General features: G+C 42.2%; 11 protein-coding genes and 1 riboswitch. Of the genes, 6 read left to right on the forward strand and 5 right to left on the reverse strand.

The window, feature by feature from the left end:
* Nucleotides 1-131: 131 nt before the first annotated feature.
* Complete coding sequence (locus tag N745_RS0104380) at nucleotides 132-2,522, forward strand: AAA family ATPase (RefSeq protein ID WP_024850917.1); 2,391 nt, start codon at nucleotides 132-134, stop codon at nucleotides 2,520-2,522.
* A 114-nt stretch (nucleotides 2,523-2,636) separates the two neighbouring features.
* Here the strand turns inward: N745_RS0104380 and N745_RS0104385 are convergent, their stop codons facing one another.
* Entirely contained in the window at nucleotides 2,637-3,164 is a 528-nt protein-coding gene (locus N745_RS0104385) for a DUF2062 domain-containing protein (RefSeq protein WP_024850918.1), read from the reverse strand.
* Between the two features lie 12 nt (nucleotides 3,165-3,176).
* Between N745_RS0104385 and N745_RS0104390 the strand changes: the two genes are divergently transcribed.
* The 5 genes from N745_RS0104390 (at nucleotide 3,177) to N745_RS0104410 (ending at nucleotide 8,181) form a co-directional block, all read left to right on the forward strand.
* Entirely contained in the window at nucleotides 3,177-5,783 is a 2,607-nt protein-coding gene (locus tag N745_RS0104390; RefSeq protein WP_024850919.1) for a DNA internalization-related competence protein ComEC/Rec2, read from the forward strand.
* Between the two features lie 57 nt (nucleotides 5,784-5,840).
* Entirely contained in the window at nucleotides 5,841-6,869 is a 1,029-nt protein-coding gene (gene lpxK / locus N745_RS0104395) for a tetraacyldisaccharide 4'-kinase (RefSeq protein ID WP_024850920.1), read from the forward strand.
* 68 nt (nucleotides 6,870-6,937) lie between these two features.
* Nucleotides 6,938-7,147, forward strand: coding sequence for a Trm112 family protein (locus tag N745_RS0104400; RefSeq protein ID WP_024850921.1), 210 nt, complete (start codon nucleotides 6,938-6,940; stop codon nucleotides 7,145-7,147).
* A gap of 2 nt (nucleotides 7,148-7,149) precedes the next feature.
* Complete coding sequence (gene kdsB, locus N745_RS0104405; protein ID WP_024850922.1) at nucleotides 7,150-7,914, forward strand: 3-deoxy-manno-octulosonate cytidylyltransferase; 765 nt, start codon at nucleotides 7,150-7,152, stop codon at nucleotides 7,912-7,914.
* 60 nt (nucleotides 7,915-7,974) lie between these two features.
* Entirely contained in the window at nucleotides 7,975-8,181 is a 207-nt protein-coding gene (locus N745_RS0104410) for a hypothetical protein (protein WP_024850923.1), read from the forward strand.
* On the opposite strand, the gene N745_RS0104415 is transcribed toward N745_RS0104410, so the two are convergent.
* The 4 genes from N745_RS0104415 to N745_RS0104430 are packed head-to-tail and all read right to left on the reverse strand — an operon-like array spanning nucleotide 8,178 to nucleotide 13,019.
* Entirely contained in the window at nucleotides 8,178-9,050 is an 873-nt protein-coding gene (locus tag N745_RS0104415) for a cobalamin-binding protein (RefSeq protein ID WP_024850924.1), read from the reverse strand. The two genes, N745_RS0104410 and N745_RS0104415, sit on opposite strands and share 4 nt — an antisense overlap.
* Nucleotides 9,051-9,052: 2 nt before the next feature.
* The gene (gene cobO / locus N745_RS0104420) at nucleotides 9,053-9,655 is read right to left on the reverse strand and encodes a cob(I)yrinic acid a,c-diamide adenosyltransferase (protein WP_038070613.1); all 603 of its coding nucleotides are present in this window, start codon (nucleotides 9,653-9,655) and stop codon (nucleotides 9,053-9,055) included.
* Nucleotides 9,645-11,168, reverse strand: a complete 1,524-nt coding sequence (locus N745_RS0104425; RefSeq protein ID WP_024850926.1) for a cobyric acid synthase — start codon at nucleotides 11,166-11,168, stop codon at nucleotides 9,645-9,647. Before N745_RS0104425 ends, cobO begins: the two co-directional genes overlap by 11 nt.
* A gap of 18 nt (nucleotides 11,169-11,186) precedes the next feature.
* Nucleotides 11,187-13,019, reverse strand: a complete 1,833-nt coding sequence (locus tag N745_RS0104430) for a TonB-dependent receptor plug domain-containing protein (RefSeq protein WP_024850927.1) — start codon at nucleotides 13,017-13,019, stop codon at nucleotides 11,187-11,189.
* Nucleotides 13,020-13,172: 153 nt separating this feature from the next.
* Nucleotides 13,173-13,389: riboswitch (cobalamin riboswitch) on the reverse strand.
* Nucleotides 13,390-13,444 lie beyond the last annotated feature (55 nt).

Genomic DNA, 13,444 nt, shown 5'->3' on the forward strand with positions numbered 1-13,444 from the left:
GTTTTAAGTGCTTTATCAAGTCGTTATATCAAAACGAATTTAGTTAGACGAATTAAAAAATAACCCGCTTTCTCCAAGCGGGTTTTTTTATGCTATTCTTGTAGCCAAATTTTTGGAAAAATGAACTAACTATGCGCAAACTTTCTGCTGACCAACTCTACCGTTACACTCATATCAACCCGAATAAATTTGAAGAGCAAGAGACGACTGTTAATGCTTTTATGAAGCGTTTTCATCCGAGAGCTTATCAATCGCTGAATTTTGGCTTACACCTGAAGCGTAACCAAAATCATATCTTTATTATGGGAGAGCCGGGCGTAGGTCGTATCGGTATGACCAAGTCAGTGTTACGAGACGCCGCGACGCGAAGAGATATTCCTAGTGATGTCGTATTGGTTTCAGATTTTAGTGAAGCCAATAAGACGCGATATTTATATTTTAAAGCAGGTCATGGTCATGCATTTAAGCAAGCAATGGAAGAGCTTATTACGCAGCTTAAAACGCAATTGCCAGTGGTATTTGATGGCCATGTCTATCAGTTGAAGAATCAGCAGCTTGAGAATGATTTGGCGCAAAAGCAAGAAGAAGCTTTAACACCAGCATTTGATTTGGCTGAGTCTTTAAGCATCGAAATTCAACAGAATGAAAATAATTTCGTGCTGCTTGCGGTGGTTGATGGTGAGCGTCTGCGTATGTCGGAGCTAAAACATCTTGAAGAACCTTTGCAAAAGCATTTTTTGGATGCTTTGGATCAGGTTGAAGAAGAACTCAATAAAGGCTTAACTCGTTTTCCATTTTTGCAGCATGAATACATGGACGCGGGTAAAAAACTTAATACGCGTTTTGCTAATGAACATTTATCACCATTGATTGATTCTTTGAAAATGGAGTTTGGTGAAACGGACTCTATTAAGCAGTATTTAGAATCTTTGAAAGATGCTGTTATTTCCAAGTTACACCTATTCTGGGATCAGTCTGCAGACAGTGTTACAACAAACACACAAAGCTCGATGGAAGAGCTACTTGCCGAACAGCATGGTTTTTCTATCTTTGAAGTCAATCTACTGGTCGATCATTCTGGATTGAAGCATGCCCCGGTTATCTATGAGCAAAATGCGACTATGCCGAAACTGTTTGGCTATACCATCAATTCTGCCAGCGCAAATGCGACGGATACCTTGACCTTGGCGATGAACCATCAAGCTGGTTTGCTGCAAAAAGCCAATGGTGGTTTCTTGATGTTGAACGTGGAGTCATTATTAAAAGAACCAGAAATTTGGTCGAACCTAAAAGCTGCTTTATTGAGTAAACGCCTGACTTTTGAAATTCCTTCAGCAAGTAGCGTGGTGCCTTATCATTTGCCGGACTATCCACTAAACGTTACCTTGGTATTGTTAGGACGTGCTGTTCATTTTTATGCTTTGCAAGAAATTGATGGTCAGTTCAGTCGTTTGTTTAAAGTACAGGTAGAGTTCGAAAGTGAACTGGAACGTACTGAAGAGCACGAGTTGGTTTTGGCTAAGCAGTTGGAAAATGAAATTCGTGAATGGGATGACCTACCTGTTTCCGTATCTGCTTATGAACGCCTAATTGAATATGCATCACGTTTGGCGGAGTCTGAGAGTCGTCTTTATACCAATAAAGCGATTTTGCGTGATGTGCTGGCAGAGGCTAATGCTTATGCCAGAGCCAATGACGAAAGCGAGATTACGCGTAAAACGATTGAGGCAACAATCCTACAGCGAGATTTTCATACCGGATTAATGGAAGACTATTTCCATAGAGCGATTATTGAAGAACAGGTTTTGATTTCGGTTACCGATACGCATATTGGTCAGGTCAATGGTTTGACTGTGTTGACAGTGGGGCGTCAGTCTTTCGGTCAGCCGGTTAGAATTACAGCACAGGCTTCTTCTGGTGATGAAGGTGTAGTGGATATTGAGCGCGAAATTGAGATGGCAGGCCCAATTCACTCCAAAGGGATGTTGATTTTGTCTGGCTACTTGCGCGGTCGATACATGAGGTTCAAGGCATGGGGCTTTAGTGCTTCTATTGTTATGGAGCAGACTTATGATGGTGTTGAGGGGGACAGTGCTTCTTCTGCAGAGTTACTGGCATTGATTTCTTCAATTTCACAAGTACCTTTGCGCCAAGATTTAGCCGTGACAGGATCGGTAAATCAGTTTGGTGAAATTCAACCAATTGGCGGAGTAAACGAGAAAATTGAAGGCTTTTTCAAGGTATGTAAAGCAAGAGGATTAACCGGGACACAAGGCGCGGTTATTCCAGAAGCAAATACCAAGCATTTAATGCTGAATGCAGAAGTCCGCGAGGCGGTAGAGTCGGGGCAATTCCATATTTATGCAATGAGTCACATTGATGATGCATTGGGCTTATTTAGCAATATGGCGGTTGGCAAAGAAAATGAAGAGGGTGAGTTTCCTGAAGGAAGCGTAAATGATAAAGTCGTTAAAGCCTTAGTCAAAATGAATGCCAAAGATGAAGAAGAACATTCGCATTGATTTTTGTACTCAGGCATAAGCCTGAGCATGCTTGCTACACACTTTTTTATGCAGAAACCATTCGTTATTCATTTAGAGTAGCGGATGGTTTTTTAATTTTATGGTTTTATTTGGCTACTTTTCAGTGGAACGTTTTTGTTGGCGTTTTTTCCAAGAATGCGCGACATGCCAGCGCCAAAAAATATGAATACCAAAGTAGCTGATAACTGCTAATACAATTCCCACAACCGCGCTACCTAAGTAGAGTGGTAACCAGATCTGATCTAATGTATTTAACAGACTGTCAAAAGACAAATGAAAATGTTTAGAAGATTGAGCTTTATCGCCTAAAAGCCAAGAGCCGACTAAATAGTTGAAATAAAAGATTGGAGGCATGGTTATTGGATTGCTAATCCATACTAAGGCCACGCTAATAGGCAAGTTGGCGCGAAAAATAATTGCGGTAATTGCCGAAGTTAACATTTGTGAAGGAATAGGAATCGACATCCAAAACAAGCCACTTGCAAAAGCTTTTGCCGTATTATGTCGATGAACATGCCATAGGTTTGGATCTGCAATCCATTTGGCTAGAAAACCAATTCCTTTTATTTCTCGTATTTTTTCAGGATTAGGTGCGTATTTTTTGATGAGTTTTCTCGGCATAACTATCCGTATATGTTTCGTTATTTTGTTTTAGGCTATATCAGCGCATTAGTTGGTCTTTACCACGTTTCAGAAACGCCGTGGTATTTGGGTGCTTCCCCCAATCTTTTTACCAATTTGGTTTTTTGGCTAGTTGTGTCCGCGCTGTTGATTTCCATTTTGGTCGTCATCAAATCTCGCTTGTATCAAACAATCCAGCTAATCCGAATTATTATACAAATTATTCTGGGCGCACTTATTGCATTTTTATTGAGCTTTTTGGTCGAAAATATGCAAGGCAAGCTGCCTGAATCGGCTTTTAACCATAAAGTATGGGTGGAAGGTGAAATAGTCGGGTTAACGACCGAAAAACCTTCTGGATTTGGCAAACAAAAAGTGCAATTTACACTGGCTGTTGATAAGTTGAATCACCATGAAACCGCCCCAACCTGGCAGATTTTTGCACCCAAAGTTCGTTTGTCTTGGTATTTAGATAAAAGATCATCAGTAAAGACTAAAGACTTACCTAAAGCCGGAGAGACGCGGCGTTTTTATATTAAGTTAAAACCCAATCACTACAGTTTAAACCCCGGTGCATTTGATTACGAAACCTACTTGTTTCAACAGCATATTCAGGCACATGGTTATATTTTAAACGCAAAAAAACACCATTTGAATTCAACAACGCCTCAAATTCATGCCTTGCGTTTAGCCCCTTCATCCCAGACGAGTTTACAGCAAACGGTTAGGCAACAGCTTGCACCTTGGTTTCAAAAAAGTTCCTTCGGCGGTGTATTCTCGGCGCTGCTTTATGGTGATAAATCTAATATCAACGCCGAACAATGGCAGCTTTTTCGCCAAACGGGAACCATTCACTTGATGGCAATTTCTGGCTTGCATATCGGTATCATGGCGACAATTGGTTTTTGGTTATTTGGTTTTCTATGGCGAGGAGCGATACTTTATTTTCCTTACAAACCATTAAGGGAGAAGTTGTCATTTACACCAAAAATGATTTGGAGCAGCAGTGGTGCGGCCATGTTTGCTTTTGTATATATGGAACTGGCTGGATTTGCGATTCCAACTGTTCGAGCAGGCTTAATGGTTTTGGTGGTTCTAGTCTTCATTGTTTTTCGTCGTCGTTTTCATGTTTGGTCGGCACTTGCTCTGGCGGCATTCTTAATCGTGTTACTGGATTCAAGGGCTGTTCTCAGTCAAGGATTTTGGCTGTCTTTTTCCGCAGTAGCGATTATCTATACAGTGATCGCTTCTCCCGGATTTTCTGAACGTAGAACTTGGCAGCAACTGCTTTGGTTACAGCTTGCACTGACGATAGGCATGATGCCTGTTTTGGCTTGGTTTTATGGTCAGATTCCCATAGTTAGTTTTTTTGCAAACTTGATAGCTGTACCCGTCGTGACCCTGTTGGCGTTACCATTGTTAATGGCAACGGCAGTTTTTATTTTGCTGTTTGGTCATCTCTTTCCATCTATTGGATCAAACCTTATTGGTCTCAATGATGAAATATGGCAGGTGCTTTGGTTTGTATTGAACGAATTAGAAACGTTTGCCCACCATTTCATTACATCTGGCTATTGGCAAAACGGACAGGTATCTGCATTAGGGTTGATTTTTGTTTATGCAGCATTAGCGTTTTGGCTGAATATGAAATGGCCGCAAACATTTAAGTTGAATGGAAAGAAATATCCTTGGCGCGAGAGTTACCGATGGTTGGGAGCCGTTGGGTTGGTAGCTTTGTTCTTCATTTTTTCCTTTTTACATACTGCAGTACAAAAATCATTAGCGCCAGGTCAGGTTAAATTGACCTTATTGGATGTGGGGCAGGGACAAGCAATGGTGTTTGAAACGGCAGCTCATACAGTCGTCTACGATACCGGCCCAAAGTTCAGTGATGCGCTCGATGGTGCCAGTATGGCCGTGTTACCTTACTTGACGGTTGAAAGGCGTAACAAGCTTGACCTGTTGGTGGTCAGTCATTCAGATATGGATCATGCAGGTGGCACCAACACCTTGTTGCAAAATATTTCTGTGCATCAAGCTATTTCCGGTCAAGCAAATATTTTGAATCATCGTTTAAAGAACCAAAATACAATGCATTTCAGCCCTTGCTATGCAGGACAAAGTTGGACGTTTGATCAGGTGCATTTTGAAGTATTGTCTCCGACAAAAGGCGCTAAGTTTGAAAATGATAATGACACGTCTTGCGTACTTAGAGTGTCTACGGGCAGTCAGGCAATGATGGTGATGGGGGATGCTTCAAAACACATAGAGCAAAACCTTATCCAATTGAAAAAGGCTCAAGGTCAAGCTGAAAAATTATACTCACAAATTCTTATCGCAGGGCATCATGGCAGCCACACAGCAACTTCAGAGGCTTGGTTAAAAGCACTAGACCCTAAATTGGTATTATTTTCAGCTGGCTATTTAAACCGCTATCATTTTCCTAATGAGTCGGTTGTGCAACATGTACACAAGCTTGGTATTTCTATGTTGAATACGGCTTGTAGTGGTGCGATACAGTTAGAGATGACACCAAATAGCTTTCAAGTAACAAATCGTCAACGCATTGATCACAAAAATTGGTATCATCATCAATGTTACCTGTCGCAAACGCAGTAATGATAAAGGCTTATAGCCTGTTTTATTCCTACTTAATTACTGAGCAATGAGGATCCCATGAGTTGGCCTAGTTTCTGGTTGAGAGCCGATCACAATAAAATCGCTTGGCAGAGTCGTTTATTGCAGCCGCTTTCTTGGTTGGTCTGTAGAACTGCTCGACGTCGTTTGCAAGCTTATGAAACTCAGCATCCGCCAAAGGCCACTCAAGCAAAAGTCATTGTTGTAGGTAATGTTGTTGTCGGCGGTTCGGGTAAAACACCTTTCATTATGTGGCTGGTAGAACATTTACAGCAACAAGGCTTGGCTTGTGGCCTTGTGAGTCGAGGTTATGGTGGTAAAGCCAAACATTGGCCTCAATTGGTTACGCAAGATTCTGATCCTAAGTTAGTAGGTGATGAGCCAGTGATGTTGGTTAAACAGCTTAAAATTCCCATGGCAGTGTCACCTAATCGCGTTGAAGCCATTCAATATTTAGAAACTATGGCTAAGGAGCAAGGGCAAGCATTAGACATTATTATTTCGGATGACGGACTTCAACATTATGCGATGGCGAGAGACATGGAAATCGCCATGGTTGATGGTGAAAGAGGGTTGGGGAATGGAATGTGCATGCCGTCCGGTCCTTTGAGAGAGCCTAAACGTCGTTTAAAGAAAGTCGATTTTGTGGTTAGCAATGGTACGCTTCGTTATCCCAACGCAATTGCAGATAACATTGAAGTGATGCGTTTAGAGCCTGTTGGTTTTCGTAATTTAAAACATCCAGACCAAACCCTGCCGATTGATGCATTAAAAAATAAAGCCGTTTTTGCCATAGCGGGTATTGGTAATCCTGCACGCTTCTATCGGACACTAAAGCGGCTCGGTGCAATTGTTGAATCAAAAGATTTTGCAGACCATAAGGATTATCAGCCAAAAGATTTTTTGTGGCTAAAAGAGCAAAAGGAAGCAATTCCATTACTGATGACCGAGAAAGATGCGGTAAAATGTCAGTCGTTTGCTGAAGATGATTGGTGGTATTTGGAAGTCAAACCCAAATGCAGTGATGTCTTCGCCGAAAAAATTATAAAGAAATTGAAGAAGGCTTAAGTTGCCTTAAGTTCGTCTTAAAGCTGTTGAATCGATAAGTTCATGCAACTGAGGAAGAGTGGTTACTCATGGATCCAAAACTATTGGACATACTCGTCTGTCCCGTTACAAAAACATCTCTAGTATTTGATAAGGAAAAGCAGGAGCTTATTTCTACTGCGGCTAATTTAGCTTATCCTGTTCGTGACGGTATTCCAATCATGCTTGAAAACGAAGCGCGTGAATTAACGCTTGAGGAAGTAGAAGCTTACCGCAAGAAAAAAGGGCAGCACGCATAATAATGGGCTTTGTTGTTATTATTCCAGCTCGATATGAGTCAAGCCGCCTCCATGGCAAACCGCTCATGGATATTGCCGGTAAACCAATGATTCAATGGACTTGGCAACAAGCCAAGCAGTCTGGTGCTAGCCGTATTGTTATTGCGACAGAATCTGAAGCTGTTAAACAAGCTTGTGAGGCTTTCGGTGCGGAAGTTTGTATGACGTCTTCATCTCACCAATCCGGTACAGAGCGCATAGCGGAAGTGGTTGAAACACTAGGGTTGGGCGACGATGAAATTATCGTTAATGTGCAGGGTGATGAACCTATGCTACCGCCAGCATTAATTGTCCAGGTCGCCGATGGTTTATCTACACATGAAACCGTGCAAATGGCAACCTTGTGCGAACCGATTGAAGACGTTGAAACCGTATTTGATCCTCATGCAGTGAAAGTCATTCGTAATCAACAAGATTTTGCACTTAACTTCACTCGTGCGCCAATGCCTTGGTCACGAGATACCTTTTCCAATGAATCTGCTACCTTACCGCATAATTGGCACTATAAACGTCATATCGGTCTTTATGCCTATCGTGCCGGTTTCGTTAAGCGATATGTTGCCTGGCCGGAATGTGACTTGGAACATGTAGAGCGTTTGGAGCAACTTCGTGTTCTTTGGCATGGAGAAGATATTTTGGTATTGGATGCCTTATGTGACGCGGGTATTGGTGTTGATACCCAAAAAGATTTAGATAAAGTTCGTCAGTTAATTTCACAGAAAGCCTAGCCATAAGCAAAACCTTTTAACCCCAGCCTGGTAGATTTTGGTAAAACATATAAAACTTACATGTCTAAACTTTTAAATTTCTTAACTCTTGTCGGATTAATCGCTTTTGCTTACTGGATGATTAAACGCTATTTCCGTGAACGTAAATTACGTCAGGAAGGCATTGTGATTGAACAAAAAGGGTTACGTCCGATTACAGTTTTCAGTATCGTGTTACTGTCTATTTACGGCATCTATCTGGTTGTTCATTTTTGGAACATGGCTTAACGATCAGAGCGTTGTTTGGCGTAAACCTTTCTTGCCGTATTCACTTGGGCGCATAGCTGCGGCAAAGCTTCGATGAAACGTTCAGTAGGGCGTTGATATAAATCACTGTTCCCCCCAATAATTTGATGATTTTTTACAGCCTGTAGCATTGGAAAAGCTTGCCAATCTTTACGCCAAATCTTCTGATTGTGCTTAGGCCCTCCCATCAAAATCATTTGCGGATTTTTCATCAAAATACTTTCCATATTGACTTGTGGGGCGATTGGCGCCAAATCTTCAAAAACGTTCTGGGCACCGCATAAAGCCAACCCTTGGCTAATAAACTGTTGTCGATTGATGGTAATTAGAGGTTGATTCCATACTTCATAAAAAACGGTGACAGGTTTTTTATCTGAATACTTCTGTCGTAAAAAATTCAATCGATGACGTAATGCTTGTGCAGTGGAAAAGGCATGTTGCTGTGTTCCTGCTCGGCGGCCAATTTCCTCAATATTATTGGGAATGTCATTGAGTGTTTGAATGCTGGAAACAAATACGCTTAACCCAAGATCTTTTAAACGTTTTAAATCTTGGGGTTTGATCGATGCTTGCCAAGCTAAAATTAAGTTTGGTTTTAAAGCGATAATTTGCTCAAAATTCAAATGGAAGGCATCCCCCACTTTAGGGAGTTGTTTTACCTGAGAAGGGTAGTTGGAATAGGTATCGACGCCCACTAAATCTTTACCAGCGCCAGCAGAAAAAACCATTTCAGTTAAATGTGGTGATAGGGAGATAATGCGAAAGGCTTTGTCTTCAGCATGAGATAGTCCGCCAAAGCTTAGTAAGTACACTAAAGCCAAAGATCGAACAAAGCTTCGCAAAGAAATCATCTTTAGTAATCCACGCCAACTTGCGCTTTAACACCGCTTTTATAAGCATGTTTTTCATCATGAATATCGGAAACCGTATCGGCTATTTCTTTGAGTTCTGCGGCAGCAGAGCGCCCAGTAACGACGACATGCTGCATTGCTGGTCGATTTTGCAGAGCTTTTAATACACGGTCTTTATCAATATAGTCGTAGCTCAAAAGGTAAGTGAGCTCATCTAAGACAACCAAGTCAAAGCTAGGGTCAGAAAGCATGCGTTCTGCAATCTGCCAACCACGCTCTGAGGTTGCAATATCTTGTTCACGGTTTTGTGTGTCCCAGGTAAAACCATCGCCTAGCACGTGCCATTCACAATTCTTTTGTGCGCTGAAAAAAGCTTCTTCCCCAGTATCGGTTCGGTTTTTAATAAACTGGCAAACACCGACTTTTAAACCGTGACCGAGTGCACGAGCTACCATACCGAAAGCAGAGGTGGACTTGCCCTTGCCATTACCGGTAATCACCAACAAAATACCTTTTTCTATTGTTGCTTTGGCAATAGAGGCATCGATTTGCGTTTTCTTGCGCTCCATTTTTACCTTGTGGTAGGCGGTTTGTTTATCGGTCATTATTAACTCCCAGTATTTTAAATAGTTTGCCTAGGTCTAAATTAGATTCGATTGTATCAGCCAATCTATCTAATTGTGAGAGGCGTTGTTGATCAGCGTCAAAAGAGTGGACAGTGTCATCTACAAACCAATCATGGTTTTGATTTTGTGTTGCCCACGCCATCAAGTGATTCAGCGATTCAGGCTGGTCGAAGATACCGTGTAAATAGCTGACGAAAATTTGATTGTCTTGACTGAAACCGCCTTCGACTTTGCCATCACTTAGCTGAATGGCCGGCTTCAGCATATCGAGTTCAGTTTGACCACAATGGATTTCATAGCCCGCAACGCTTGCTGCGTTTTCACCCATAAAATGCCCCGTTTGTTTTTGTAGAACCTTTTCTTTCATTAAGGTGGTTTCATAATCTAATAAGCCAAATCCTTGTTGACTCAAGTTGTCGGATTCTATGCGATGAGGGTCGTGAATGGCTTTGCCCAGCATTTGAAGGCCGCCACAAATACCGATGACTTTGCCGCCATAACGAAGGTGGTGATTGATATGGTTTTCCCAGCCTTGATCTTTTAGCCACTGCATGTCAAAAGCGACATTCTTGCTGCCCGGCAGAATAATCAAATCAGCAGACGGAATGGCCTCATTATGCTTCACCCATTGAAAGTGAATGTTTGGATGCAATATCAAAGGGTCAAAATCAGTGTGGTTGCTGATGTGAGGCAACAAAGGCGCGATGACATTGATTGAGGTTGCTTGCTTTTCGGGGGCAGCAAAGTCAATGGCGTCTTCCGCATCTAGATGCAAGCCGTGTAAATAGGGCAGTACCCCCAAAACGGGCTTGCCTGTTTTGGCTTCAAGCCAGTCCAATCCGTCTTGTAGCAGGCTTAAATCCCCACGGAATTTATTGATGATAAAGCCTTTGATGCGGTTTTGTTCCGACTCGGATAAGCAGGCCAAAGTGCCGATAATATGAGCGAATACACCGCCTTTATCAATGTCTGCCACAAGCACGACAGGGCAATCGACCCTTTCGGCAAAGCCCATATTGGCGATATCGCCTTGGCGAAGGTTGATTTCGGCAGGGCTGCCTGCGCCTTCAGTCAGAATCCAGTCGTATTGGCTTTGTAGTACTTGAAAAGAATCTTGTACGGCTTTTGCCGCTGTTGGTTTGTATTGATGATAATTCAATGCATTGTAATTGCCGATGCTATGGCCTTGAATGATGACCTGAGCACCGACATCGGAATTGGGTTTGAGAAGCACGGGGTTCATGTGTACACTGGTTTGCACGCCAGCGGCAAAGGCTTGTAGTGCTTGCGCACGTCCAATCTCACCGCCATCATCCGTTACTGCACTGTTCAATGCCATGTTTTGCGGCTTGAACGGAGCAACGGATAAACCTTGTCGAGCCAAAGCCCGACAAAGCCCTGCCACCAATGTACTTTTCCCTACATCAGACGTACAGCCTTGAATCATTAAGCAACGAGAAGGGTTGCTCGTATTTGATGAGGCTGCCGTCATGCGCTTCTCCTGATGGGGTTACAGCTTGCCTCTAACACCAACGAACCAAAGAGTTCCACCGTTGTTATAGACGTATTTAGGTGTGACATTATCGCTTTCGTAGCTAGCAACGGCAGGCGTGTAGTCTTCATTGAACAGATTTTGGACTTTACCGTAAACAGAAAGATGTTTATTGACTTGGTAGTCAGCAACCAAATCCGTCACACTATAGTTTCCAATATTGGCGCCTTTCTGATTAGCTTTGTCATACATGGTGCCGATGTATTTGGTTTGCACACCAATATGCGTTTGACTCAAACCGAAGTAATCAAAAGTTAAATCACCTTGTTGTTCTGGGCGACGAGCTAGCCATTTGCCGTCTTTGTCTTTTGCCGTTTGTTGGGTGAAGTTTAGAGTGAAATCACTGTTAATCGCATTAATGCTACGCTTATAGCTTGCTTCTACACCATCATATTTAGAAGTACCATTTTGGTTGTAGTATTTATAGCTACTGTCTGTTACCAACTCGTCTTTGATTTCATTGTTAAAGTAAGTCAACGTCAATCCAAATAGCCTTAAAGTCGCATCGTAACCTGTTGACGATTCGGGCTTTAGCTTGCTGGTTTGAGTTGATAGGTTGGTTAACTGATACAAAGATGGCGCGTTATAGCCGGTTCCGACATTGGCAGAAATGAAGACTTTTGGCATAAGGTGGTATTTTGTACCAATTTTGCCTGTGGTCTTATTATCGAACTGATTATATTCGTCATGGCGTAAAGCCTCAGTCACAGTCCAACGTTCGCCAAACAACTGGTTGGTGTTGTTCAAAGATGCAGCTTGATTGTAATAGCTGTTACTTTTCTGCAAATCTTCCAGTTGCTTAGACGTTAAAGAAAAATTTGCTTGCTGTTTATCTGCGTAGTGCCAATCGGCTTGTGCGCCAAACTGATTAACCTTACCTTCATAGACAGAAGAATAAGCGGGATAGCCGCGACGAATATGACTGTCTTGTGCATACAACTTAGTACTCAAATCACCCAATGTCGCTAGATATTGAATTTGACGTAGGGTACTTTCATAAGTACTAGAAGATGAAGTGTTGGGGGTGCTGTAATCACTTTCCGAGTTGCCTGAACCGTGTTTGATAAAGGCTTCTAAACGTTGTTGTTTTGTTAGGTTGATACCAAGATTAAAAGACGCTTCCTGCTGCGCAAACGGATCTTTTTCATCACCCGCACCGGAGGTCTTATATTTTTTGATAGCCGTAAAACCGTCAGTAGATAAATCACTAAAGTTGAATGTGAAATCCACTTTATCGTTTCCTGCACCTAAAGTTGCAGCTAATTTTTTACGGTTGTTGCTGCCGACTTCAAAATTAACACTGGCTCGTTTTCCGCCTTTTTTGGTAATGATGTTGATGACACCAGCAGAAGCATTGGCACCCCAAACGCCGGATTGAGGGCCTTTGATGATTTCAATACGCTCAACATCATCCAACATAATATTGGCAAAGTTAGTCGTGCCGTCCGTTAAAGTCGGGTCATTCAACTGCATACCGTTTTGCAGTACCAGAATGTTTTTTCCACCCATACCGCGCATAAACAGGCTGGTTGTCGTTCCCAAACCACCATTGGAATAAGTCGTTAAACCGGGGACTTGTCTCATAGCATCTTGCAGCGTTTGGTACTGGTGACTTTCAATGTCTTCTGCGGTAATCACTGTTGTATTGGAGGTAACGCTTTTTAAGCTTTGAGGCGCGTTATTTGCAGTAACAATCACCGAATCTAAATTGGTCTTTGCTGAGTCAGCCGCGTGTGCTGTTGAAAGCACGGAGAATATAGCTAAAGCTATAGGTGTTTTTTTAAGGTTCATAATATTCCTTCGTAAAATATCTACGAAGGCAACAACGGATCGAAGTGAATACTTCGAACTAAAAAGAGGAAATGGGCGCCAATTAATAAGCGTCAAAAAATCTCTTTTTCCGTATTGCCCACCGCAATCGGTCAAAAATGGGTTTCAATTTAATTGAAACCTTTCTTTCTGGCCGGTATCCGGGCTGAAGAACAATTTCCTAACCCCTTCTCGGAAGCTTATGTGAGCATCTCCAATGGGTTTCTATTAGGTCTTTTCTATCACCGTTGCGGGGGCAGCACTCGACTAGATGCCTATTTCAACATCGCACGAGTTTCCCGTTTAACTTGTTGGATGTTACCAAGCAAGCACCAGAAAACGGCTATTCTACTAAAGATCAGTGCGAGGTAAAGAGGCAAATCGGCAAAATTGATTGAATTGATGAA

The sequence above is a fragment of the Hydrogenovibrio kuenenii DSM 12350 genome (genome assembly GCF_000526715.1).
GTDB lineage: Bacteria > Pseudomonadota > Gammaproteobacteria > Thiomicrospirales > Thiomicrospiraceae > Hydrogenovibrio > Hydrogenovibrio kuenenii.